Source organism: Shewanella electrica (genome assembly GCF_022321485.1).
GTDB classification, from domain to species: domain Bacteria; phylum Pseudomonadota; class Gammaproteobacteria; order Enterobacterales; family Shewanellaceae; genus Shewanella; species Shewanella electrica.
The window spans coordinates 99,985-124,636 of the sequence record NZ_JAKOGG010000003.1; the positions used below are offsets into that span (position 1 = coordinate 99,985).

Annotated in this window: 20 protein-coding genes; 17 read left to right on the top strand and 3 right to left on the bottom strand. The window is 50.8% G+C overall.

The features are described 5' to 3' along the window. Window positions 1-98: 98 nt before the first annotated feature. The gene (locus tag L9G74_RS05315; RefSeq protein ID WP_238895263.1) at window positions 99-1,667 is read left to right on the top strand and encodes a DEAD/DEAH box helicase; all 1,569 of its coding nucleotides are present in this window, start codon (window positions 99-101) and stop codon (window positions 1,665-1,667) included. 68 nt (window positions 1,668-1,735) lie between these two features. Here the strand turns inward: L9G74_RS05315 and L9G74_RS05320 are convergent, their stop codons facing one another. Further along, a complete protein-coding gene (locus L9G74_RS05320) occupies window positions 1,736-2,785 on the bottom strand; it encodes a DUF3626 domain-containing protein (protein ID WP_238895264.1) in 1,050 nt (349 codons plus the stop codon). 914 nt (window positions 2,786-3,699) lie between these two features. Between L9G74_RS05320 and L9G74_RS05325 the strand changes: the two genes are divergently transcribed. The 5 genes from L9G74_RS05325 to L9G74_RS05345 all read left to right on the top strand — a co-directional run bounded on the left by L9G74_RS05325 (window position 3,700) and on the right by L9G74_RS05345 (window position 6,487). After that, window positions 3,700-4,326: a hypothetical protein gene (locus L9G74_RS05325; RefSeq protein WP_238895265.1), complete on the top strand. Its 627-nt coding sequence runs from the start codon at window positions 3,700-3,702 to the stop codon at window positions 4,324-4,326. A 170-nt stretch (window positions 4,327-4,496) separates the two neighbouring features. Next, window positions 4,497-4,781 carry a hypothetical protein gene (locus L9G74_RS05330; RefSeq protein ID WP_238895266.1) on the top strand — a complete coding sequence of 95 codons (285 nt, stop codon included), beginning with the start codon at window positions 4,497-4,499 and terminating at the stop codon, window positions 4,779-4,781. 39 nt (window positions 4,782-4,820) lie between these two features. Next, entirely contained in the window at window positions 4,821-5,336 is a 516-nt protein-coding gene (locus L9G74_RS05335) for a M23 family metallopeptidase (protein WP_238895267.1), read from the top strand. A gap of 48 nt (window positions 5,337-5,384) precedes the next feature. After that, window positions 5,385-5,777 carry an SMI1/KNR4 family protein gene (locus L9G74_RS05340; protein ID WP_238895268.1) on the top strand — a complete coding sequence of 131 codons (393 nt, stop codon included), beginning with the start codon at window positions 5,385-5,387 and terminating at the stop codon, window positions 5,775-5,777. A 242-nt stretch (window positions 5,778-6,019) separates the two neighbouring features. Then, window positions 6,020-6,487: a DUF2127 domain-containing protein gene (locus tag L9G74_RS05345; protein ID WP_238895269.1), complete on the top strand. Its 468-nt coding sequence runs from the start codon at window positions 6,020-6,022 to the stop codon at window positions 6,485-6,487. A gap of 78 nt (window positions 6,488-6,565) precedes the next feature. On the opposite strand, the gene ggt is transcribed toward L9G74_RS05345, so the two are convergent. Then, entirely contained in the window at window positions 6,566-8,350 is a 1,785-nt protein-coding gene (gene ggt / locus L9G74_RS05350; RefSeq protein ID WP_238895270.1) for a gamma-glutamyltransferase, read from the bottom strand. A gap of 198 nt (window positions 8,351-8,548) precedes the next feature. On the opposite strand from ggt, the gene L9G74_RS05355 reads away from it, so the two are divergent. From L9G74_RS05355 to L9G74_RS05400, 10 genes are all read left to right on the top strand, one after another. Continuing rightward, window positions 8,549-9,055, top strand: coding sequence for a GFA family protein (locus L9G74_RS05355; RefSeq protein ID WP_238895271.1), 507 nt, complete (start codon window positions 8,549-8,551; stop codon window positions 9,053-9,055). Window positions 9,056-9,279: 224 nt separating this feature from the next. Beyond that, on the top strand, window positions 9,280-12,999 hold the full coding sequence (locus L9G74_RS05360) for a DUF4132 domain-containing protein (RefSeq protein WP_238895272.1): 3,720 nt from the start codon (window positions 9,280-9,282) through the stop codon (window positions 12,997-12,999). An 88-nt stretch (window positions 13,000-13,087) separates the two neighbouring features. Beyond that, a complete protein-coding gene (locus L9G74_RS05365; RefSeq protein WP_238895273.1) occupies window positions 13,088-14,143 on the top strand; it encodes an AAA family ATPase in 1,056 nt (351 codons plus the stop codon). Further along, window positions 14,131-16,353: a DUF5682 family protein gene (locus L9G74_RS05370; protein WP_238895274.1), complete on the top strand. Its 2,223-nt coding sequence runs from the start codon at window positions 14,131-14,133 to the stop codon at window positions 16,351-16,353. The genes L9G74_RS05365 and L9G74_RS05370 overlap by 13 nt, the downstream gene beginning before the upstream one ends. Then, window positions 16,338-17,447, top strand: coding sequence for a VWA domain-containing protein (locus L9G74_RS05375; RefSeq protein WP_238895275.1), 1,110 nt, complete (start codon window positions 16,338-16,340; stop codon window positions 17,445-17,447). The genes L9G74_RS05370 and L9G74_RS05375 overlap by 16 nt, the downstream gene beginning before the upstream one ends. A gap of 21 nt (window positions 17,448-17,468) precedes the next feature. Beyond that, window positions 17,469-19,265 carry a hypothetical protein gene (locus L9G74_RS05380; protein ID WP_238895276.1) on the top strand — a complete coding sequence of 599 codons (1,797 nt, stop codon included), beginning with the start codon at window positions 17,469-17,471 and terminating at the stop codon, window positions 19,263-19,265. 63 nt (window positions 19,266-19,328) lie between these two features. Next, the gene (locus L9G74_RS05385; protein WP_238895277.1) at window positions 19,329-20,072 is read left to right on the top strand and encodes a hypothetical protein; all 744 of its coding nucleotides are present in this window, start codon (window positions 19,329-19,331) and stop codon (window positions 20,070-20,072) included. Between the two features lie 54 nt (window positions 20,073-20,126). Next, window positions 20,127-21,350: an ankyrin repeat domain-containing protein gene (locus L9G74_RS05390; RefSeq protein ID WP_238895278.1), complete on the top strand. Its 1,224-nt coding sequence runs from the start codon at window positions 20,127-20,129 to the stop codon at window positions 21,348-21,350. 350 nt (window positions 21,351-21,700) lie between these two features. After that, window positions 21,701-22,219, top strand: coding sequence for a hypothetical protein (locus L9G74_RS05395; protein WP_238895279.1), 519 nt, complete (start codon window positions 21,701-21,703; stop codon window positions 22,217-22,219). Between the two features lie 9 nt (window positions 22,220-22,228). Then, entirely contained in the window at window positions 22,229-22,558 is a 330-nt protein-coding gene (locus tag L9G74_RS05400) for a hypothetical protein (RefSeq protein ID WP_238895280.1), read from the top strand. A 469-nt stretch (window positions 22,559-23,027) separates the two neighbouring features. Here the strand turns inward: L9G74_RS05400 and L9G74_RS05405 are convergent, their stop codons facing one another. Beyond that, window positions 23,028-23,450 (bottom strand): hypothetical protein, encoded by a 423-nt coding sequence (locus L9G74_RS05405; RefSeq protein ID WP_238895281.1) that lies wholly within the window; start codon window positions 23,448-23,450, stop codon window positions 23,028-23,030. A gap of 498 nt (window positions 23,451-23,948) precedes the next feature. Here L9G74_RS05405 and L9G74_RS05410 point away from each other — a divergent pair, with 498 nt between their 5' ends. After that, complete coding sequence (locus L9G74_RS05410; RefSeq protein WP_238895282.1) at window positions 23,949-24,497, top strand: hypothetical protein; 549 nt, start codon at window positions 23,949-23,951, stop codon at window positions 24,495-24,497. Window positions 24,498-24,652 lie beyond the last annotated feature (155 nt).

Below are 24,652 nucleotides of genomic sequence, written 5' to 3' on the forward strand. Positions count from 1 at the left end.
GCTGACATGGCGTCGCCACGGCTTTTAGGCTACACTTGCCGCCCGCCTAATACAGGGCGATTGATTCCCCGGCTCGCGCCAATAAATGAGTATTCTGCATGAGTTTTGCCTCTCTCGGCTTATCCGCACCAATTCTTAACGCAATCGATGACATGGGTTACAGCACACCGTCGCCCATCCAAGCACAGGCTATTCCAGCGGTCCTTGAAGGCCGTGATGTGATGGCCGCGGCACAAACTGGCACAGGTAAAACCGCTGCGTTTGCCCTGCCAATGCTGCAACTGCTAGATAAAGGCCGCCGCCCTGCTGCGGGCCATATCCGCGCCTTGGTGCTGACACCAACCCGCGAACTGGCAGCGCAAATTGCCGAAAACGTCGATCTGTTCAGTAAGAATCTGCGCCTACGTCACGCGTTGGCGTTTGGTGGTGTGTCGATCAATCCGCAGATGATGGCACTGCGCCGTGGCGTGGATATTCAGGTGGCGACGCCTGGCCGTTTGCTCGATCTATATCAGCAAAACGCCATTAAATTTGATCAGCTCGAAATGCTGGTTTTGGATGAAGCCGACCGCATGTTGGACATGGGCTTTATTCACGACATTCGCCGTATTTTGGCGCTGTTACCTGCTAAACGGCAAAACCTGCTGTTCAGTGCCACTTTCTCGAACGAGATCCGCGAGCTAGCAAAAGGCATTGTGAATAATCCGATTGAAGTATCGGTTACACCGCCAAACAGCACCGCTGAGCGCGTCACTCAAACCTTGTATCCGATGGATAAAGGCCACAAAACCAATGCATTGATTAAGCTGATCAATGATGAAGATTGGCAACAAGTGTTGGTATTTATGCGCACCAAACACGGTGCTAACCGCTTAGCGAAAAAGTTGGAATCAACCAACATCACCGCCGCCGCGATTCATGGCAACAAAAGCCAAGGCGCGCGCACCAAAGCATTGGCCGATTTTAAATCTGGCGCGGTACGCGTGTTGGTAGCGACCGATATCGCCGCCCGCGGTTTGGATATCGACCAACTGCCACAAGTGGTGAACTTTGAGCTGCCAAACGTGGCTGAAGACTACGTGCACCGTATTGGCCGTACTGGCCGCGCCGGCGCTTCTGGTCATGCTATCTCATTGGTGTGTGATGAAGAGCTAAAATCGCTGGCCGACATTGAAAACCTGCTGCGCCAACATATTCCACGTGAAGAGTTAGCCGGCTTTAAAGCCAGCACGCCGCTGGCAGAAACTCGCCTGCGTGCCGATGGCCCGAAAAAGCCGAAGAAACCGAAAAAGCCAAAAGAAACCGTGTTATTGGATGGCACAGCTAAACCGGCGAACGCCAACCGCAACGGCGGACAGCGTAAACCGCAGGGCGAAAACCGTGCCGCTAATCAAGCCGGTGAGCGTAAGCCACAACGTGATGGCGAGCGTAAACCGCAGCGCGATGGTGGCCGTAATAACCCACGTTCTGGCAATGGCAACAACAGCCAAGGCCGCACCGACGAGCGCCAACCGTCTGCTAAACGTAACGATAACCGTCGTTCACGCGATAATAACCAAGCGGGCAATAACAATGGTGCTAAACCACGCAATAGCAATCCGCGTCCGGCCAGCCCTAATCGCCCAGCGAAAATAAACAACGGCAGCGCCAATAAGCCCAATCGTTAATTGCTAAGTGCCGCTTAAACGTCAAAGGGAACCGTCAGGTTCCCTTTTTCATTGCGCGTGTTATCTCATTAAGCTGGCGCTGCGCCATAACGCACCAACACATGCCACAGCAATTTGAGTAATTGCATCACTTCACCTTGGCTACCAAACTCGCGCCATTGTTTAGGTTGACGCCCAACCGCAGCCGCAGCAGCACCAATGGCCGCCGCCGTTAACTCCCCTTCAGGAGCAACTTTAGCCGCCAACGCAGGCATATGTGCGCCACGGAAATCCTTCGGCACGGCAGCGACCGCCATGCGATAACCTTGATGCCAACCCAGTTGCAAGTTGTAGCGTTGGCACAACTGCGCCATTTGCTCGCCAATCTCGGTGCCCTTGTAGCAACTGTCAGCCACTAAATGGGTCACATCGCGGGCTAACTGTAGTTCGCCGTGATATTGCGCCTCAATATAATGATCTAAATCGGTACTCAATGGGTGGGCAAATCGCGCGGCAACACCTTGCGGTAGTTGGTCACACAGATATTCCACCAGCGCCGCAGGTCGCAACGGGTAACTCCCCAGCGCAGTATCACGTTCAAAACTCTCGTTAAACAACGCAGCAAACACGCTTTCGAAACTGTTCAAGGTGCCACGTTCACGCGGCTCACGACAGGAGTCGAGATAACAGAAACTGCACTGTTCCATCAGCTCTGGCGTCGATAACAGATAGCAACTGCCGAAGCGCGCCGCCGCGCCACTTTGATGTAATCCCACATCCAGCGCGCCATATTTCGGCCGATTACGGGCGCCAACATAGCAGTTGCCAAACTGTTGGTTTTCCCAATGGTCACGCGCACCACCGAGCTGTGGCGACAACTTAGCGGTAGACACCCGGGTTTCAAATTGAGTGCGGTAAACACCATCGTGCAGCAAACCAGCAATGACCGGCCAACCGCGGGTATCAAGATGATCTGGATGGAAGTGAAATGCGATGCGGCCGAACTCGGCCAGATTGAGCAAGGCATGGTTTAAGCGCGCAGTTTCAATAGCCGACATCAGCTGCACATTGCGAATTAACGCCAGTGCCGCCTCCCGATCTACCATCACCTGCTGCCGAATAAAATCGATCGCGCTCATATATCGCCTTTGCTGTGCTGAATCTTATCAAGATACTGCATTAACAGGATTTTTGTTAGCTGCCGCAGAGGATTCTTCAGCGGTCATACAGATTTTTTTATACAGACGCGGCAGCATGCATCACGCGACTCAGTTCAAGGTTGGTATTGGCGATGCTTTGAGGGTTCAGGACAACGCTACACATTATCAATCATGCGCTATAGATGACGCGACAGAACCAGCAGCAACATTATGCTATCTGATTGTTAAATAACCGCTTTAAAAATCATGTCGGCGGGTAGTACCACGTAGAGTCATAGAGGAAAAGGTGATAAGTTCTCTGCCCAACAAGGAGTTATACCATCGTCCTCAGTCACGTTTTAGGTCTCATCTTCAATGAAGTTCACTTTTAGGGCGAGTAAACTGCTGCTTAACAGGCCAATGTCGTGGACTCTCCAAGAACGGTCCATTGCTGAGGATTTGGTGTGATATGGTGATTATTGACTGTAGCAAGATTAACGATTTCGAAGAATTCATTCATATTTTCAATACCATGTTAATAAACCCTTTAGGTGGACACTGGAACGGTAATCTGGATGCCTTTAATGACTTTCTTTCTTGGCCGGAGGACAAATATAAACTCGTCCTGTTAGGGAGTAGTCGATGCAAAGAAGTGCTCAATTACCAACAGAGTAATCACCATGAAAGTTCACTATGGACGCTATTGCAGGAGATACTTAACGATAATCAAACGTGGGTTGACGTTGAGTTTCGATAATCCCTACACACGATCCGTACATATAGAGGCTGTTTATCTTTACTGATTGTTTTTGCAGCTGGCAGAGCGGTGATTTAGGCAAGGCTGATGATGTGCCGTGTCATTATTCTCCAACAACCTCTAGTGCTAGCAAATATCTTAGGAAGCTTATCTCACCATGGAAGAAACAGAATTTACCGCAGTATTGAACTCAACCTCAGCAGCCCAAATAAAGAAAGCTGCGACCAAAATAGCCAAAGATAAGCTCGTGGGCTACGAATCACAGCTGTTGACGGCATTAACAGTGTTAATGCAAAAAACCAAGTCATGGCAAGCGCAGTCAGCCGTTATCAAAGCGCTAGGTATCACGGGGTCAGACAGGTCATTGCCATACTTAAAAGAACTGGCTACCCAGAAATTTGCCGCCACCGTGCTTTATCGCGATTTAGCGTTTGCGATATTCCTGCTACAAGATTTACCTGCTGATGAGCTTAGTTATACGCGTAGCATCCTTGATACATCGAATGACCAGTTACTTGCCGGTGCATGTGCCGCCATCCTGTTCGCAGGCTACACGCCGAACACCACTGACATCGCGGACATTATCGATGCAGTGGCAGACAGAGTTCAGAATGAAGGGCAAGTTATCACCCCGAGATGTTATATTGCGGCCGCTTGTTACTGTTGGCCCGCAACATTAACTCGCGATTTTTTACAACAATGCACCGCTTCGTCATGGCAGGGGTTGGTTGACATCGCCAATGATGCGTTGGCAGGTAACAAAACCAAGTATGTGCTTATCTAACAATAGGATTGCCGCAAGTCGCTTCAGCGCATGTAGCTACGGGGTTATCGGCAGGTCACGAAGCCATTAAATAACACCATGTTTGCCAAAGACATTAGTGTGCTGATAACTCCTTTTGCTACCATCTGATGCTGTTCCCATTGAGAGAGTCCCCATTGAGAGAGTTTGTTATGGCGTCCAATAACACTTACCAACCACCTAAACAGCTGCAACAGTGGCGCAATGATATTCCCGATGGTGAGTTGTATTGTCTGTATATCACCGATGATGACCAAGTGTGGTTAACCGCAGGCAGGTTTGCCCATGCCGCAGGTGCCAGCAGCGTCCATGTCAGCGAGTTTTTGGCTGGGCAGCTAAATGCGCAAGTGATTAAGTGCATGGGACACACCGTCTTTGCCGAGGTAGTGGCTTATCTCCAGCAGCACCACACAAAAGCCAGCAGTAACAACGGCTAACCACACCTTAAACACATGACATAGCAAGGATGCATCAGCATGATCAAACGCATACTACTGCTGCTCGGCGTAGTGATTTTATTAGGCTTCGCTATTCCCGAACCGCGCGTGATTCCCGTCGAACACGCCACCAGCGCCGATTGGAACAGCAACACCTTTTGGTATGAGCCATGGGGCACATCGGGCGTTCATAAAGGCATTGATATCTTCGCCAAACAAGGCACAACGGTGCAAAGCGCCAGCCATCAGTTGATTTTATATCAAGGGCAGTGGAGCAAAGGTGGCAACGTGGTACTCGCGTTAGGGCCAAAGTGGCGACTGCACTACTACGCTCACCTCGCCAGCATCGACACCGATGGACGCTATTTCGTCGCTAGCGGCAGTAAAATCGGCACCGTTGGCGCCACGGGCAACGCCCAAGGTAAACCGCCGCATCTGCACTACAGTATTGTGTCGTTAGTGCCCTATTTTTGGTTGATAGACGCAACATCACAGGGCTATAAAAAGGCGTTCTATTTAAACCCCATCAGCTATCTGACCGACAACAACAGTTAGTGTCGTTTATGCCGTTAGCGACGACTATCTCATAATAAGGAGCAAACAGTGGCATTTGACCTAGCAGAAGCACAGTTGCAACTGACCGAACAAGCATTAGCTTGCCGATTACCTAGCGATTATCGCGAGGCGATGAAACAAGCCAACGGCGGTGAAGCCGAAACCGCTGAAGATGAATGGGAGCTTTATCCCATCAAAGATACGACGGACAAAAAACGCCTGTCACGCAGTTGTCATCACATTCTGCATGAAACCGCAGTCTGCCAGCGGTATGGCAACTTTCCTACTGATGCCCTCGCTATTGCCCATAACGGCTTTGGCGATCAAATGGTATTACTCAAAGCACATGGGCAATATCAAGATACCGTTTACCTCTGGCGCCATGAAACTGGCGAACTACAGCAACTCGCCGAGCGATTTAGCGAAATTGACCGGCTTTAATACAGCACGGCATACAGGTAATAAAACTGCTGACCACAACAGCCAAGCTACTCAACTACAGTTCGAGCTTCCCCACTCTGTTGATGAGCTAAAAACCAGCGTCACCAAAGCGAACAAGCGCTAAATTTGAGCATTATTAAACTCGATTTAACCATCGCTAGTGGCGATGTTAATGGTGGTTTACGGCTAACTCGACATAAAATAGACAAAGCGAATATATGCCCAGCTTTCGAGGATATAAGATGGCGTCGAGCAAAAGTGGCTTAAAAGTGATTGCCGCGTTAGAAGCGTTTAAAGGGGTTCTGTCGTTGCTGGTTGGCTTCGGTCTGCATGTCTTGGCTGGACGCAACCTACAGCAGTTGGCCGAGTCATTAGTCACCCATGCGCACCTCAACCCCGCCAGCCATCTGCCGCGCGTGTTTATTCAAACTGTCGGCGACATACCAAATCACGATGTGGGCTTGGTTTCCATCGGCGCATTTGCTTATGCGACTATCCGTTTTATTGAAGCCTATGGCTTATGGAAAGCTTACCTCTGGACAGAATGGTTCGCCTTAGCCAGTGGTGCTATCTATCTACCCTTTGAAATTTATGAGCTGTTTGTCCGCACCAATGTGCTAACCGTCGTGGTACTGGCAGTGAACATCGCGGTGGTGTGGTACATGGCACGCGTGCTGTTTACGCAAAAACGCACAGAAGCATTGGAATGATCTTAACCGTTGACCAAATATGGTCTCAAAGACAAAAGAACCCAGCACTGGCTGGGTTCTTTTCGTTAGACAACGCGCTTAGTAACCTACCGCGGCCCCTTGTGGGCGACGAGCGTCGTTAGCGCCGTAGATGTAACCTTCGCGCACTTTGCCTGATACCGCTGAGTCACTCAGGTTGGAGGCTTGTTCCTCTTTAATCACACTGGGTAAGCCGACCATAATTGCTTCGGCCGCGCCCCATGGTTTTTTCTCGACCATGGTATATCCGCGTTCTTTCAAGATTTTCAGCGTGTCTGGTGAAATCCCGCGGGTTTCGTAAATCACCACATCTGGCAACCATTGCTGGTGAATGCGTGGCGCGTTAACCGCCTCTTGCAGCGTCATGCCGTAGTCAATCACGTTCATCACGGTGTTCAAGGTGATGGTAATGATCAACGAACCACCAGGCGAACCTACCACCATAAAGGTTTTACCATCTTTAGTGATAATAGTGGGCGACATCGACGACAGCGGACGTTTGCCCGGCGCAATCGCGTTCGCTTTGCCTTGTACTAACCCGAACATGTTTTTCTCACCCACTTTCGAGGTGAAATCATCCATTTCGTCGTTCATCCAGAAACCATAGCCCGGCGCCATCACACCGGCACCAAAACGGCCGTTGATGGTGTAGGTGGTCGATACCGCATTACCCGCTTTATCCAGCACCGAATAGTGGGTAGTTTGTGGTTTTTCGTGCGGTGGCACGCCCGCGCCCAACTCGCTTGATGGGGTGGCGTTAACCGGATCGATCTTGGCACGGATCTCTGCGGCGTACTCTTTACTCAGCAGTTTATCCATCGGCACGTTGACGTAATCCGGATCGCCCAACAGGTTGTTGCGATCCACAAACGCATGGCGCATCGCTTCGGCGGTGTAGTGAATCGCATCCGCTGAGCCATAGCCCATCGATTTCAAATCATAACCTTCAAGCACATTGAGGATTTGGCACATGGTGGTGCCGCCTGAACTTGGCGGTGGCGCTGAGATAAAGTCATAACCACGATAGGAGCAACGCACTGGCTCACGCTCTTTGGCAACGTAGTTTTCAAAATCTTTGACCGTCAGGTAGCCGCCATTAGCTTTTGATGCTTGTTCAATCGCTTTAGGAATGTCGCCTTTGTAGAACGCATCTGGGCCTTTAGTTGCAATCAAATCGAGCGTTTTCGCCAGATTTTTCTGCACTAACCGGTCACCCGGTTGCAATGGGCTGCCGTCAGGACGCAGGAAGATTTTCGCGGCTTGTTTGTCGCCGCGCATTTTTTCAAGGCTGGTGTCGATAACGTCAGTATCGCCACGAGTCAAAATAAAGCCTTCACGGGCGAGTTTAATGGCTGGTGCCATAATCTGTGCGCGGGTCAGCTTGCCTGAACCATATTTTTGCAGCGCCAACTCCATGCCACGCACCGTGCCGGGCACGCCTACAGACCCCCAACCTAATGTGCTGGCATGAGGGATCAGATTGCCCTGCTCATCTTGGTACATATCGGCGCTAGCCGCTGCGGGAGCCATTTCACGAAAATCGATGAAGTGATCTGAGCCATCAGCCATGTGCAGCGTCATAAAGCCACCACCGCCGATGTTACCGCAACAAGAGTTCACGACCGCTTGGGCGTAACCCACGGCAACCGCCGCATCAATTGCGTTACCACCCATTTTTAAAATCTCTACGCCCGCTTCAGAAGCAAACTTCTGCGAAGACACCACCATGCCGTTTTTCGCTTCTACCGCAGGCAAAGATGCCGCTGAGCTGAAAAAGCTCGCCGCAGTGGCACTGAGCGACACTGCCAGTAAGGATGCCTGCATTAGGCGTTTTTTATCATACATTTGAGTTTCCTAAACCTCTTACGCAATAACGCTCAACCCTATGGCACCGCCAGCAAAATAGCAACACAAAGCGTGGGATTAGCCGACTAAAACGCTAGGACACATCACGACCGCATATCTTCCACCATCATTCTCGCTAGCGATCTCGCCCGTCCAGTCGCATACTCAATCGATGTTTTGTGACAGGGAACGACCAACATGACCAGCCTCTATCCGCTGCGCGGGCAATGCACCTGCGGCCACATAAAGTACCAACTCAATTGCCCGCCGTTAGTAGTGCACTGCTGCCACTGTAGCTGGTGCCGCCGCGAAACCGGTTCGGCATTTGCCATCAACGCCATGATTGAGGCTGACCAAGTTCAACTGCTGAGCGGCGAACCAGTGTTAATCAACACCCCATCTAACAGCGGTAAAGGCCAGCAAATAGCCCGTTGCCCTAAATGCCATGTGGCCGTATGGAGCCATTATGCCGGTAGCGGCCCGCTGACCAAGTTTGTGCGTGTCGGCACCTTGTTACAAGCTAGTGAACTGCCGCCCGATGTGCATATTTTTACTGCCGATAAATTGCCTTGGGTACAGTTGCCCGCTGATGTGCCAGCATTTGAGATTTACTACGACCGTGAGCAAGTCTGGCGTGACACCAGTTTACAGCGCTGGCAACGGCTGCAACCGCAAATCAGTGCGTGGCGCGCCACCCAAAAGTAACCTCTGCAACAAATCTCGTTAACAATACACCTAACCATTCACAACGCGCGGGACAGCTTTATCCCGCCACGTTGCTGTAAGCCTGCTCAAGCGCCATCTTTACCAATTTAGGGTTGTTTTCAGCACGGTAGCTGGTTATGTTTGCCGCTCATCGTCCAACGGGCGTTTACCGTATCATCAGGAATGAACACGCATTAGCGTGTTGTTATGCAAGGAAGTTGTTCATGCTTAAGACGTTCACCAACAAGTTGTTTGGCAAATCCACAGCGTCAGATCTCGACACACTGCTCACCACCGCGTGCAAGGGCTACGATGCCACCCAAAAAGGCTTAGCCAGCAAGGTCGCCCACTATCTTAGCAGCGGCGAAGGTGCCGAATGTCTTAACGCACTGGGCCAGCTCACATCAGGGCGCGGCAGTAACATGCCCGGCCAATATGCCCCCGACAACGCGTATTCACCAGATAAACACATCTTGGCCGCGATGCAGCAGGCCTTTGCTGACGAGCTAACACACCAGCCTGCATTTTTACATCGTATGGGGCTGGTCAATCAGGCGCTGGGGATACGGGTTTATTTCCGCCATCTCGAATCCACCATTGATGGCTGGTTTGCCTATCTGCTGGTGTTTCTTAATGAACATGTGGAAGCCGTCAACGATGAAGCTGCAATCGCCGCGCTACCTAACCGCCAAGAATTACTGGCAGCACTGCGCGAGTTTGAATTGCCCGAATGGTATATCGATGCCTACATTCTTGAGCGTACTCACTGGCGCTACGGCGATGACTATGCCAACTACCTGCTGAAACAGGCGGATTGGCCTACTATCTGCGCCGAGCCTGACTACTATCAACAACTGACACAACTGCATGCTGAAGGACGTAACACCCTGTGCAATGCGCTTACCGAACAAGCACAGCTCAGTAGTGATTTACTGCCATTGCTACTGCAACTCGCGGCTGATAAGTCCAATAAAGTACGCAAGTCCGCCCTCGGCGCCCTCAATAGAATTGATGAAACCACGCGGCTTAACTACCTCACCGAACACTTCCCCGAGGCAAACAGCGCCACTCGCGGTTATTGGGTTGCCGTTGCGGCTGATGGCGAACAAGCCTTGCCGTTACTCGAAGCTTGGCTCGCCGTTGAAAAAGTCGCCTCGGTGAAAAAGCTTCTCGCCCAAGCGATTGAGCAATGCCAGCTCAAACAACAAAGCGAAAATTTTAGCTGGGAGTTACCCAGCTACAGCGCCGTGACCTTTGATAAAACCTTTCAGTCCCATTGGCTCGATGACTGTATGCAAGCGGTGCAGCAGCTCATCGCCGAGAGCGAAGCCGATATCAAAAATACTGAACGCGCTGCAGCGGGCAGTTACTGGGCTGAACAACTCGACAGGTATCAAGACAGGTTAAAACTGTACCAGACGATTACCCGCAGCCAAGTCGCACAATGGCTGCAACAGCTAGCAGATGGACAAACGCCAAGTTCCACCATTATCTACGCCATCATTAATCAAGCTAAGCTATTGCAGCAACCCAATGTACAGCTAGCGCACTTTTTCATGCTCGTGCCTGAGCAAAACCGCTGGCTGTATAGCTTGCTCAATAGCGATAGCCCCAGCAAGCTCATTCAAGACAGCATTAGCGATGTGCGGCAGCTGTTGCCGTTGTTACAAGAGTTTGGCTACCCCGCCACAGCACTCACTAATCAATTGCTCAATTTACATGGTAACCCTACCGGCGTCTTGCCACCGGCACTGGAAGCATTGCCGCTGTGGCCGCTGTTTGCCGAATATCCACAAACCATGGAATACGCCTTAGAGGGCCAGTTGACCGCCGAGTCGCAAACGCAGGCTAAAAGTACGCCGTTGATCCTTGATCGCCTCAATAACAACAATAACTACGATGAAACCAGCGTCACCGCGCAAGCGCTATTCCTGTTGGCCGATTTTCCTAAAGTGCCAGCACACTGGTTGCAGCGGGTGTATCAATTGGCCTTTGATGGCCGCAAACAGGTGCGTCAACAAGCACAGCTTACCGCTGAGCAACACGGCATCATCACCGATAAAGTGACCGAAGGGCTGCAATCAAGCAGCAAAGAGACCCGAGGCATCGCCGCCCAATGGTTGATTAAGCTGCAATTATCTGACGCGCAAACCGCATTGCAGCAAGCCATCAAAAAAGACAAAGACCTCGCCACCCGCGCGCAACTGTTAGCAGCGTTACAGCTGTGTGGTGGGGATATCAGTGAATTTACCTCACCAGATGCGTTAGCCGCCGAAGCGGCTCAAGGCCTGAAAAAAGCGCCACCGAAAAGCATGGCGTGGTTGCAGCAAAGCGCCCTGCCCGCGTGCCAATTTGCGGATGGCGAGCCAGCCGCCCCAAGCACCATTTACTGGTGGTGTGTACTGGCGGTGAAATTGAATCAACCCGCAGGCAACAACCTGCTGCGGTTGTATCTGTCATTGCTCGACAATGCCAGCCAAGCGCAACTGGCGCACTTCCTGTTATCGGCGTTTATCAGCCAAGATACGCGCGGCCCGAGCGACCAAGAAGCGCACGAATATGCGGAAGCCAACAAGCAAAATGAGTTTGCGATGTACCAACGCTGGGCGCAGTACGACTGGGGCACGGACTACCAAAAACGTACCTTGGAAGATGCCTACAACGCCTGTTTTCAAACACGTAAAAAGCAACTGTTTGGCAGCGCCATCAAAGAGAAAGGTCTACTGGCACTGATTGCTGGCGGCAAGCCGAACGAATTGTTAGCGCTGATCCAACCGTTTATGAAGCAGCATTATGTCCGTCGCGCCCAAATTGAAGCGATGATTAGCGCCGTGGCAAGCATTGATGATCCGGTGACGATCCAGTTTGTGTTGTCGATAGCACGACGCTACCGCACCGCATCGGTACAAGAGTTAGCACGCCAATTAGTGGAGCAGATCGCCACCCGCAATCACTGGACCACCGATGAGCTAGCCGACCGCACCATTCAAACTGCCGGTTTTGAACACACCCAAGGGCCCACGCCGTTCAGCTACGGCAAACGCACACTGTCGTTGCAACTGAGCGATGATTTGAAGTTCCAACTACTCAATGAAGACGGCAAAGAACTCAAAGCCTTGCCACAGCCGCGCAAAGACGATGATGAAGAGTCCGTCAAAGAAACCAAAAAATGGTTTAGCAGCTGTAAAAAAGAACTCAAACAGATTATCGAACAACAAACGGCGCGCCTCTATGAAGCCATGGCGACCGAACGCCACTGGCCTGCCAGTGATTGGCAAGAGTATCTGCATCAGCATCCAGTGATGTTCCGTCTGCTGCAACGCACCCTGTGGCAAGTTGAACTGGCCGATGGCTGGCACAGCTTCCGCCCAACCGAAGATGGCGCATTGATCGATCTGGATGATGAAGAGCTGGAACTGCCCGCGACCGCCAGCATTCGCCTCGTCAGCGGTAATCAGTTGGATAACGCCAGCGCCAAAGCATGGCAAACGCACCTGAAAGACTACAAAATCAAACCGCTGTTTGAGCAACTCAAGCAAGTTACCGTTACGCTAACGCCCGAGCAGACCACGCTGGATCATCACCATGGTTTACTGACCGATGCCTATACGCTACGCGGGCTGCTGACTAAAAAAGACTACAAACAAGGTCAGCCAGAAGATGCGGGGTTCTTCGACCATTACCTCAAGTCATTTGATAACTTAGGGCTACGGGTGATATTTAGTTTCAGCGGCAACTGCGTACCCGAAGAGAATGTCACCGCCGCCATTTACCACATCAGCGTGCTGAAGATTATTCCGAACGCGCGCGGCTGGCAGCGTTATCAGACACTGCCACTCAACCAAGTACCAGCCAACCTGCTCAATGCCATTGCGCTGGATTATGAAGACGTTGCCAAAAAATGCCACGCCGACCCCGAGTGGGAAAGCAAGCTACCTTGGTAGCCGCAAACCGATAAGGCCAATGCGTAGCTGCTGCCTCAACAAGCTAGGCATTGGTGAACCAATTAGGTGATAACAAAGGAAGTACCTAATGAGTGACACCATTATGCGCGCCCGCGCCGAGCAGGCGTATCAAACGGAATTAACCCAATTGGTCGAGGCGGATAGCGGCCCGCGCCCTGCGGGCTGGCAACTTTCGGCTGCGGCGGTAAAACGTTTTATCTGCGGCGATGCCAAGTTGGGCATCAAACGCAAATACTATGGCGACGATGCGCTGGTTGAACGCGCGATTGTCAGCATTATGGGCAACAACGGCTTAATGATGGTCGGCGAGCCGGGCACCGCTAAATCGATGCTGTCTGAGCTGCTCGCCGCCGCGATCAGTGGCACCAGCGAGTTACTGATCCAAGGCACGGCAGGCACCACCGAAGAACAGATCAAATACAGCTGGAACTTTGCCATGCTGCTAGCCAATGGCCCAAGCCTAGAAGCCTTGCTGAAAAGCCCGGTGTATCAGGCGATGGAGCAAGGCAAGCTGGTGCGCATTGAAGAGATCACCCGCTGCCCGCAAGAGATCCAAGATGTATTGATCTCGCTGATGTCCGAAAAAACGCTGACCATTCCCGAGCTTGGCATCGCCATTCAAGCCAAGCCCGGCTTTAATATCATCGCCACCGCCAACTTGCTCGACCGTGGTGTCAACGAGATGTCCAGCGCACTCAAACGCCGCTTTAATTTTGAAACCGTACCAGTGCTCAACGATGTCGCGCTAGAGCGTGAGTTGATCCTCAACCAAGTTAATGCGCGCTTCGCCGATGCCGCCGAAAAACCGCAATTGGATGAAGAGTTAGTGCAACTGCTGGTGCAAGTATTTCACGATCTGCGCCACAACCTCGGCGCGCAAGCGCTGGATGCCACGCTATCCACTGCCGAAGCGGTCAATATTGTGCACTCCTGCGCGCTGCACAGCCTCTACTGGCAAACACCGATGAGCGCCGAACAGCTCGCGCAGCAGATGCACGGCACCCTGATCAAAGACAAAGCCGATGATGTGAAAAAGCTGGCGCACTACCTTGATGCCGTGGTGCGTGAACGCAAAGAGTGGCGCGCGTTTTTCAATGCGGGTAAAGCGTTGTGGATGAAGTAATCAGCAGCAGTCACGCCTTTCAGCAGCGCTTAGCCGATATTAGTCAGCAGTACGATCGCTCGGATATCTGCTGGTTGCCTGTGCGTCACCACAGTCCGGCTTGCGCGGCGTTTTCCTTAACGCGCTTGGCCGAGTTTCAACCCGATATCGTGCTGATTGAAGGGCCACGCAGTTTTAGCCAACATCTGCCGCAATTACAGCGGCCAGAAGTGGTACCGCCGATCGCGATTTATCAAGCGCACAGCTACTTTCCGTTGGCGCTCAATAGCCCAGAATGGCAAACACTACGCTGGGCGGGCGAGCAACAACTGCCGGTGCAGTTTATCGACCTCGACAGTAGCGACCAAGATGATGAACAGCCACAAAGCCGCTGGAGCGATGCGCGCATTTTAAGCTCCGAGTACAGCCGTCAATTGCAGCAAAGCTTAGGTTGTCGTGATCGCGATGAATTATGGTTACGGCTGTTTGAACAGCAAACCTTTGCCAGCGCCACAGACTTCTTTCGGCAGGTGCTACTGTTTTGCGCCGCCAGTCGCTTGTATTACGACGATGACACGCTCGCGCAACTCGGCGATGTCGCGCGTGAGCAGCAGATGCGCGCCAGCATCAAAGCCGCCAAGCAACAATATCAACGGGTTGCGGTGCTCACTGGTGGTTTTCATACCAGCGCCTTGTTTGATTATGCCGACGAAACTGCGGCGATCAGCGACAACGCCGACGACAGCTATTTGATCCGCTACACCGATGAACTGCTGGACGCTCACCGCGGCTATGATGCAGGCATGCCCTATCCCGCTTTCTGCCGTTGGCTGTTTGAGCAGCGACACAGCAACGCCGCAGATTGGACGCTGTTTCTGCTCAATCAAATGCCCAAGCTGAGTTATATCGACAAGCAAAATACCTTTGAGCACCTGCGCCAACTGTGCCAACTGCGCGGCGTGCAGCGCGCCAGTTGTTTCGACCTGTTTGATTCGTTGGGCAGTTGTCTGCTGAAACAGCAAAGCAGCGCCCGCGATTACCAACCGTGGCAACAGCAACTGCGTGGCAATAACCTTGGCGAACTGCCCAGTGATAGCCGCCAACTGCCGCTGGTGGAAGAGGTAATGCAGCGCTGCAAACAAGCCAAATTAACCATTGGTGGCACTAGCCGCAGCCACTTTGCGCTGTATGAAATGACCGACCCGCAACGGCAACGGCGTCAGTTACTGAGCCAGCTGTTGGTGCTCAATCTCGGCTTTGCCAGTTATGAGCACGGCCTCGGCGCGTTTTATAACATCCACACCGCCGGAAAACACGAGAGCTGGCAGTATCAATGGACGCCAGCGGTGGAAGTGGCGCTGATTGGCCTTAGCCGCCAAGGCGCGACCTTGGATGACATTGTGCGGCAGCACTTAACAGCTCTGCCCACCGACACGCTGCCACAACTGTTCGATAAACTGGTGTTGTCACTGCAGCTTGGCATTGCTGACGCAGTCGATAGTCAGTTGCTACAGCAATACATTGATGATTGCAGCAGCATTCAGGCGCTGACCGATTGTTTTATCAAGCTGTTTAGCTTGAGCAAACATCCGCTGTTTACCGGCGCAACCTTGAGTGACTTGTTAGCGCCGCTGTGGCGCCAACTGAGTTTTCATCTGCCCGCCTTAAACCAGCTAGAAGATGCCGAGGCGCTGCAACTGCTGTTATCGCTGCAGGCCATTGCCCGCCAGCAACAGCAAACATTGCAACAGCCATGGCGTGAACGCTTGCAGTGGCTTATCGGCCACAATCCACACAAACCCACATTATGGTTTGCGCTCAAGGCGTTAGCGCTCGATCTGGACAACGCCAGCCCGGCACCACTGTTAGCGGAGTTACAGCAATACAGCGGCGATCATTTTGCCGTTCTGCACGCGTTAATCACCGTGGTGCCGCACTGGCTCAACCGCGCCGATGGCTTGTTGCCGGTGCTCAATCATAGCCTTGAGGCTTTGGACGACCGTGACTTTGTCGAGCAACTGCCCAAGCTGCGCCAGCTATTTTGTGCCATGGATGCGCGGCAGATTGATGGCATCAGCCACACGCTGGGCGAGTTAAATCAATGGCAACAGGCGCTCAATTGGCTCAACGATGGCATTAGCGAGCAGGCGGTACAGCAAGGCATGGCGCTAGAGCAGCAACTGCAACAAACGCTGACACAACAAGGATTGCGCGCATGGATTACTCACTAAAACAGCGTTGGCGCTTGGTGCTCGGCCGCTACGCCGAGTCGCTAGATAACCAACTCACACCGCAGCAGCAACAGCAAGATAAAGTGCTCGATGGCCTGTTCCAACTGGGATTGGAGCAGCGCGGCTTTCATCTCTCGGGCGGTTTAGGTGCCAGCGAGTTGCCGATTATTGAGTGGCTCGACAGTGCCGAGCGGCTGTTTCCCAAAAGTGTTAACGACACGCTACAGCATCAAGCGTTGGAACAGTTCAACGTCACCGAGTTACTGCAACAACCTAAAGTGTTAGACAACATCTCGCCGTCGATGGGGCTGCTGAAGCAGTTAATGAGCATCAATGCGCACACCAATCCTAAGCTAGCGCAGCAAGTACAGCAGATTATCCGCAGCGTGGTAGATGAGCTGTTTAAGCAACTGCAGCCCCGGTTTAACAACAAACTTAGCGGACGCTTGAATCGCCAAGCGCACAGTCCGCAAAAACGGCTCGCCAACTTAGACTGGCACACCAGCATTCGTAAAAACCTCAAACATTTCGATGGCGAACGGGTGCGGTTTGAGCGCATCTATTTTCACTCACGGCAACAGCCGCAACTGCCTTGGCATGTGATTTTATGTATCGACCAATCAGGCTCCATGTCGGCATCGATGATCTACTCGGCGGTGATCGCCGGTATTCTCACCCGCCTGCCGACGGTCAAGCTGTCGCTGGTGGTGTTTGATACCCAAGTGGTTGATCTGTCGGTGCAAGCGGACGATCCGGTCAAGGTGCTATTGGCGACACAATTGGGCGGCGGCACCTTGATTGCCAAGGCGTGGCAATATTGCCAGCAGTTAGTTGAAACCCCAGCGCGCACGGTGATTGCCACTGTATCGGACTTTTGCGAAGGCGGGCCAGAGCGTGCCATGTACCAACAAGCACAGCAGTTGATTGATAGCGGCGTAAAAATGCTGGGGATGACCGCCTTGAGCCCCGAATCAGTGCCGTTTTACGACAGCAATGCCACCGCGCAACTCAGCAGATTAAACATGCAGATCGCTTCGCTCACGCCCGATCATTTTGCCAACTGGTTAGCAAAAACCATGGGTTTTCAGCAGTGAATCGCAGCAGGATAATGTTTCATGGATAGCAGTATTTTTGCCACCCTCGCCAGTGATGGCTTAGTGCGCCGCGCCGAAAAGGCGTTACAAAAATCAACGCCCGAGCTAAGCGGCAGTGCGCCGGTAGCGTTTCAGTTTGAAGGACAATGCGGCACGCTCGATCTGGTCAATCCTAGCCACAGCCGTTGCGACTGTGCCGCCAGCGGTGTGTGTAAACACATTATTGCCGCCACGCTTTACGCTTGGCAGCAAACCAGCACCAAAGATGACGCCGACAGCGAAGCGGGCATCAGCGTCGATATGGAATCGCTGCTCGCCAGCGCCGGCAAAGTCAAAGTGCGCCAGCTGTATCGGCAAAGTCAGTTGCGTTGGCAGGCAGAAATCAGCAGTGATGGCCGCCAAGTTCAGGTTAACGTCGACGGCCACAACATCCACTTTGGTCAAGTCAGCCAGCTTAGCGATATCGTATTTAGCAGCGCCAGCCAAAAGTACGCCCTGTTGGCGGTCTACTTGTGGCTGCAACAACAAGCGCAAAGCGTTGCATGGCCGCAATGGTTACTGCAAGAGCAGCAGCGCCAGCAAGATCTGTTGCAGCAGTCACGCCAGCAACTCCAGCAACAATGTCTCAGCCAACTGCTCAGTTTGGCGCAAGTGCCGTTGGCACAACTGCGGCAGGAATCGTTATTAGAGATCGAGCTGCTGCAAATTCCGATGGAAAAAGCAGGCTTTGCCGTTGGTGCCTTAAAACGTTTATGCGGCAGTTTGGCGCATTACATCAGCGGCGAGCATATTCGTGACAACCGCCAAGTGCTAAGTCACATGGCACAGCTGTTAGCCATGTTGCAGCGCGATGAGCAGCTTAGCCGCGATGAGCCACCAGAAGCACCGCCGCAACAACTGCTGTGCCTTGGCGGTTATCCGTGGCAGCAGACCGGCGGCGCGCACGGTTTAACCTTGGTATTGCAGGATGAACAGGGCCGCTTTGTCACCTTGGCCGAAAGCCGCGCCAGCGCCAAGCAGCGGCTGAACTATCGCGGTGTCTGGCACAGCAGCCAACTGTTAGACGGTGCGCCTGCTGGCAGTGCTTGGCTCGGGCACAGCTATGATATTTTCGCGGCGGAACTCAATGGTTGGAATCGGTTACGCCAGCTACAAGACACCCACCTCAGCCCAAGTAAGCGACCACTCACACCGTTAGCCATTAGCGATATTGATGTCATTGATTGGCAGGCGGATTACCTGTGCTTTGCCCCGCGTAAATTCCACCAGCAGCAGTTTGATGAAGCGGCGCAAGTGATGCGCTTGAGTTATCGCGACGTGCACGACAATGCGCTGTGTTTTAGCCTGCCGTGGTCGCCACTCAATGAAAAAGCGATCGCCAATATGGCGCTGTTAGAACAGCAATTGCCACAACTGATTATCGCCAAAATTGAGCGAGACAGTATGCATTGGCATCTGCGCCCTATCGCGGTAAAACTCGGTGATTGGTTTAACTTGTACTTTGATTCGCTTCCCGCGAAAACCAGCCACTTTGTCTCGCGCTGGTTTAGCAAATATGCCAAGAAGCCGCCACTACTCGCCGCGCCGCAACGCAGCCAAGTACAGCAACTGTTGCTGAAGACGGTGGATGAGTTGGCACAAACACCGCAGATGCCACACCCCGAGCTGGCGAAGCTGGCGCATGAGTTAGGCCTGCTCACCTTAGCCAAACAACTCAACGGCACACAGGTTGAACATCGCTTACAAGCCAGTTATTGTGCCGAACAATTGTTGCAATTAAGCGCGATAAAACCGATTTTACGGCACTCGCAGCCATAATAAGCTTGTGTTAAGTCACGCTAATTAGGCTAGGGACTGTTTACAAGGAAGTTGTAGATTTTTATGAAGACATTATCAATTGATTCCCCCTGCCCGGTTTGCCATGCAGGCAAACTGCTCACCGTTAACTGGCGGATCATGCACGAGCAAGCCAAAGACAGTGAATACGGCATCATGCTGGCAAATTTACACCACGAACGGGCATTAAAAGCGGGCGATATCTATTGCTGCCAACACTGTAATGAGCGCTGGTATCTCGACAGCAAACAACGCATGTTAGCCCATATCTCGGCCGACAAACTGCCGTTAGTGAGCGCTTGGCACGACCAAGCATTAACCCTCAGCGCTGAGCAATACCAACTGCTGGCCGCAATAGAAAACTGCAATACGTTAGATCGGCGCCAAGCACACGCGATCCCCTGCCAAGTCACCACCAAAGATGGCACGGTATATCCGTTTGCCGAAGTGGTCATTCAACGCGATGCACCGGTGGAAGACTACCGTGATTACCAGCTAGCGTCAGAGATTGCCGCCATCAGCGCCAGCCCATATGCGCTGCCCAAAGCGGTACGTCACGAATGCGGTTGGGCACAAGAAATCCGCATGGGCTTTGCCCCGACACTGCTACTGTTATCCAATGGTGAGCGAGTTACCGTCAACGGCATCAGCACCTTTATCAACCTCGAAGGCGTGGATGCCAGCAAAACTCAAGTGAGTGAATTACCCCGATCTATGGTCGATTTTCCAAAGATCTATCACTTCCAAGGCAAGATTATCTCGTTTATCGCCTCGCCAGCGCCTAAATAGTGCCGTTGAAACAGAGAACACGGATAGCAACATGCAATATAAAGGACTGATTCAATGCCATTATTAGCCACTCCCAAGCGCATATTTTCCCTGCTGTTGGCGCTAATGTCACTGGTGGCTCTGCCCAGCAGCGCCGCAGAAGATTGGCTCACTCAAGATGAAAACGGCCAAACGTTACTACACCGCATCTTTGACGGTAGCGCTTGGCGAGACAAACGCGATATTGATCAGCAAGTCGCGTTAACGCTCGCCTTTAACAAAGGCGAAATTGACCCCAATCTTCGCGATAAGTACGGCTACACTGCGGCACATTACGCGATTAAACACCTGTGTGTTCGCCAAGGTTATGACCGACAAACGCAAAAGCCCACATTTGCCACCGATCTATCGTTGGTCACTTTGCTACTGAAACAACCCCAGCTCGACCCAAATATTCGCGACAACTACTATCGCTCGACACCGCTGATGCTGCTGTTGGTTTCCATTGAAGAAATCTTTCGTGATGGCTGCTATCAACGGGTCGCCGCAGCCACCAACGCCTTACTGACCCACCAAGATTTACGCCTTAATTACCGCAACAACGTTGACCACACCTTGGCGACCCTGCTTGACGATTGGGCTCACGAACAACGCTTTCAAGATCACTTCAAGCAACTATTGGCAGAACACCAGATAGACGTAGCAGAACACTATGACTTACCGCAAAGTCGCGGCATGTGGAACACGCTCAACAATGCCGTAAATGATGGGCGCACGACGTTGGATGATTATGATTTTTATGAAAAAGCGGTTGTTAGCTACCTCGCCAAGAACGCCGATCCCAGCTATGCCAAAGACCGTTATCCCGCACTCGCCTTAGTGGCAGATGCACGTAACCGCCCCTACGGTACCAATGTTGCCGTCAATAACCAACTGCGCGCCAAACTGAGCGCACTGTTGTTGCAACATGGCGCCGATATCAATGATATCAACGACCGCGGCGAATCCGTCTTCGCAATCGCGCTGCAAAGCAAGAATCTGCCGTTAGTAAAAGTGCTATTAGCGAGCCCAACGCTGGAGTTCAATACGCAAGACAACCAAGGCAATACGCCGATAATGAGCTACATCAGTTATCAGTGGTCGAGCGATAACTTCGCCGAGATGATGGCCCTGCTGCAGCAACATCAGCAGGCGATGGACATGAGCATTAAAAACTATCAAGGGCAGACCTTGGCCGACATGATTACCAAGGTGAGAAAATCTTATAACAAAGCCATTTTTAAGGCGTGGGACAAATAAACCGTACCAGCGCGGTAACGTTATCTCCCTACCATTGACCGCGCGCAGTGAAGGCACGCGATTGTCACCACGGTCGCAGTTTGGTGATAACCAATGGCAAACATTGAACTTATTGCCAGCTAAAAGTACCAAATAGGCTGTAAGATCAATAACTAGGTGCTGACTGTTGCGGGTCATTTTTGCGGTAGGCAGAGCACGCACGCGACTTATTCGCACCTTCTCTAGCAAACTCCGATAACGAGTCTAAGCATCAATGGAGCTTTAAACGATGCTCCAACATTGATTAACCACGATGCGTTTGATCCATTCAGGCCAAGCGCAGCACAGCACAGCAACTAAAAAGGAAGATTATGTCTATTCAAGACAATACGCAGACGACATCTACCGACTTTCAATTCAACAACACCGATTATCAATATCGTTGGGGCGAAAATGGCCAACATGAGTTCACCCCTGCTGACCAGCCCGATTTAGAACAATGGCAAGACATGATCACCATCAATGTATTGCCGCAAGTCACCGACGGTGACACCTTGGCAGCGGTTGCCAACAATATTCTCGAGCATTACCAAGAGCACGGTATGATCATTAACACCGCCTCGGTACCACGCACAGACACCAGCCCCGCAGAGCACCTCGTTGTGGCGGTATTGGGTACCGAAGCGTTTTTAGAAATGGCGATGGCACGTATTCGTCTTGATGGCGACATCGGCACCGCAATTGTGGTTTCACATCGCGTTTACGGTGAAAATGTCGGGGATGATATGAGTGCTTGGTTGCAACAACATGGCCCAGCATTGGAGCAAGAGCTTATGAATTGGCAGAATATCCCCAACGCCGCCGTACTCGCTGGCCTCAGCAGTAATTAAGGAATCCCCATGACAGACTTTGCCCCGCCATCACAGCCGAACCATTTTGATTTAGCGCTAAAAGCGCATCTTGATGCCGCCATTGGCCCGTGGCTGGCGCGGCAAATGTTTGTTAGTGACGCATTTGATGCGCTGTATACCGCCTTAGCAGAAAAGTCTGAGCAGTTAACAACTGCGTCGACGGTCTCCAAACAAATCCTGCTCAGCTTTATTCAAGCAATTACCGTACTAGAAGCTGTGCAAGACCCACGCGCCGACAAGTTTAAACGCCTGCTAGAACTTATCGCCAAGAACGAAGCCGCCAGCGATCGTCAGCCGGGTGTACCACGGATTTTTTGAGTGATGGGATTCAGGCTAGCCTCACCGAAATCATTTCCCCTGAAGTGTTCAATCTGTTGCAAGATAGCAAGTTTCCAGATGAGTTATATTGAACATTCAAAGCAATAGCTTAAGCGAGGTTATGGTTCATCTTCATTTGCGGGTAAGTCAGCGTAGTGGCCTAATTTTTGACAGTTAATACATATTAAAGTGAAAATGCTGTTGCTTGTCTCAACATTCGATAGCTACATTGCGCTTTCGCTTATCATCTGCTTGGTTATGAGCCTAAAAGTGATTTAGCGAAGTAATGGCGCTTCAATAAAAAGGCGTAACTGGCGATTCACTAACTTGATACTATTGATTAGTATTAAGTATTAATAAACTCACTAACTCGCCATGAAAGATAACATATTAGAACATCAAGAATTATCACTGACATATTTCTACATTATATTTGATGATGAGTTAGTGTAATTTTTTATATTTTTCATCAGGTTTCTGGCAAAAATGTACTGGTACACAATCTATTATAAAAGTTTCCATTGGTATTTGTATATGTCACAACACTTGAGTTGAAGTCAAAAACAATCGTCACGACTTCAGCTCCATCATTATAGTTTTGAGAAAATATAGCTCGTCCATTATCTTTAAATCTAGACGGATTAGCTAACGAAAACACCCCCGAGTATAACCCAGTAGTCATTTTAAGTAATTTGTTATTGTCGACAAAAATTGAAAAATGAAAATCTCTTCCAAAATATTCCTTATCAAAATTATGTTCTACCACTCCTTGCTCGCCATACTCAATAGCCGCACAAGTCATATCCTTAATCACACCATTTTGAAGAACTTTGTCTGCATAAGCATTTCCAGCGAATAAAATTAATAATGCGACAACATAATATTTAGTCATCTTTTCTAATCCTTGAAATTTAAATAACATTAATCAAAAATAATACTAAGACCAATATGCAGCCTTTCTAAATTTTTAGTAAATGTTACTTTAGAAGAGTTAGCCGCATGTCACATAATTGGTGCTAGAAGGAGCAAATAAGCAAGTAGAATCAGCCCAAAACTAAAGGAAAATGAGCATAATTACAACAATCTGAGAGCGTTAACTCGTGATTTTTGCATGTTAATAACTCAACATGCAAATCGATTAGCTCAGTTTCGTTTGTGTTGAGCAGTTGCATGCTCTGTACGTCGGTTGAAAAATGAAGTTTGACCGATTTATTCATCAGCCATACCTTAATAATCAAAATGTTACTGGATTTGAACAAGGGACATTCATGGATGATTCTACAATTCTTTAGAACGGAGTCTAATAGGTTGCGATGGTGGCAATATTCGCGCCCCGCTTTGGTTTTCTGGCTTGGAGTGGGGGACTTCCGATGAAAAGATAACAGCGGAGATGACTAGACCTACCTACGCCATGTCGAATTATCTTGTGCCATATTTATCAAAGAGTTGGAAAAGCGAAAATCCAGGACTTTTAAAATGGCAGTTTGATCAAAAGATCTCGAAATTATCATTTTATATAACTGATTATGAAGGTCATTATCGGGATTATATGCGCAATAAATACTGTGAAGCTGATTCGAGCGAGTTTAAAGTAAACTTATTTCCTCTTCCGGCAAAAAGCATTGACGAATGGTCAGATGCGCATATTGAACGGACCAAAACTCGAATTAAGTACCATTACCGAACATATTGCGCCCAAAATCGGTTCAAGCTTCTACACGCCTTGGTTGACGAGTTTAAGCCAAAAGTTATCGTCTGTTTTGGTCAGGGCTATTTGGAAGAGTTCAAGCTAGCCTTTTGGGGGGATGGTACACCACAATCTCTTAAAGAGACAAAACATGAGATAGGCGAGCGAAACAGCATATCGCTGTTTGAGTCAGATCACGCTACAAAGCCAATTGTAGCGCCATTTTTGGGGCGAAATTTGACTGAGGATTGAGTTAAGGATGATTGCAGACGCCGTTAAACACGCGATTTCTGCATGTTAATAACTATTTAAATGGTCGTTTCATCGCCAGTGCCTCAAAACTGTTGTTCTCAAAGCAAAAATGTCAGCACAGTCATCACTTGTGTACAATTCAAAGAAATATTTTT

Bases quoted from the DNA above. Each gene is read 5' to 3' on its own strand.
- L9G74_RS05315 (WP_238895263.1), top strand. From the start codon at position 99: ATGAGTTTTGCCTCTCTCGGCTTATCCGCACCAATTCTTAACGCAATC.
- L9G74_RS05320 (WP_238895264.1), bottom strand. From the start codon at position 2,785: ATGAGCGCGATCGATTTTATTCGGCAGCAGGTGATGGTAGATCGGGAG.
- L9G74_RS05325 (WP_238895265.1), top strand. From the start codon at position 3,700: ATGGAAGAAACAGAATTTACCGCAGTATTGAACTCAACCTCAGCAGCC.
- L9G74_RS05330 (WP_238895266.1), top strand. From the start codon at position 4,497: ATGGCGTCCAATAACACTTACCAACCACCTAAACAGCTGCAACAGTGG.
- L9G74_RS05335 (WP_238895267.1), top strand. From the start codon at position 4,821: ATGATCAAACGCATACTACTGCTGCTCGGCGTAGTGATTTTATTAGGC.
- L9G74_RS05345 (WP_238895269.1), top strand. From the start codon at position 6,020: ATGGCGTCGAGCAAAAGTGGCTTAAAAGTGATTGCCGCGTTAGAAGCG.
- ggt (WP_238895270.1), bottom strand. From the start codon at position 8,350: ATGTATGATAAAAAACGCCTAATGCAGGCATCCTTACTGGCAGTGTCG.
- L9G74_RS05355 (WP_238895271.1), top strand. From the start codon at position 8,549: ATGACCAGCCTCTATCCGCTGCGCGGGCAATGCACCTGCGGCCACATA.
- L9G74_RS05360 (WP_238895272.1), top strand. From the start codon at position 9,280: ATGCTTAAGACGTTCACCAACAAGTTGTTTGGCAAATCCACAGCGTCA.
- L9G74_RS05365 (WP_238895273.1), top strand. From the start codon at position 13,088: ATGAGTGACACCATTATGCGCGCCCGCGCCGAGCAGGCGTATCAAACG.
- L9G74_RS05375 (WP_238895275.1), top strand. From the start codon at position 16,338: ATGGATTACTCACTAAAACAGCGTTGGCGCTTGGTGCTCGGCCGCTAC.
- L9G74_RS05380 (WP_238895276.1), top strand. From the start codon at position 17,469: ATGGATAGCAGTATTTTTGCCACCCTCGCCAGTGATGGCTTAGTGCGC.
- L9G74_RS05385 (WP_238895277.1), top strand. From the start codon at position 19,329: ATGAAGACATTATCAATTGATTCCCCCTGCCCGGTTTGCCATGCAGGC.
- L9G74_RS05390 (WP_238895278.1), top strand. From the start codon at position 20,127: ATGCCATTATTAGCCACTCCCAAGCGCATATTTTCCCTGCTGTTGGCG.
- L9G74_RS05395 (WP_238895279.1), top strand. From the start codon at position 21,701: ATGTCTATTCAAGACAATACGCAGACGACATCTACCGACTTTCAATTC.
- L9G74_RS05400 (WP_238895280.1), top strand. From the start codon at position 22,229: ATGACAGACTTTGCCCCGCCATCACAGCCGAACCATTTTGATTTAGCG.
- L9G74_RS05405 (WP_238895281.1), bottom strand. From the start codon at position 23,450: ATGACTAAATATTATGTTGTCGCATTATTAATTTTATTCGCTGGAAAT.
- L9G74_RS05410 (WP_238895282.1), top strand. From the start codon at position 23,949: ATGACTAGACCTACCTACGCCATGTCGAATTATCTTGTGCCATATTTA.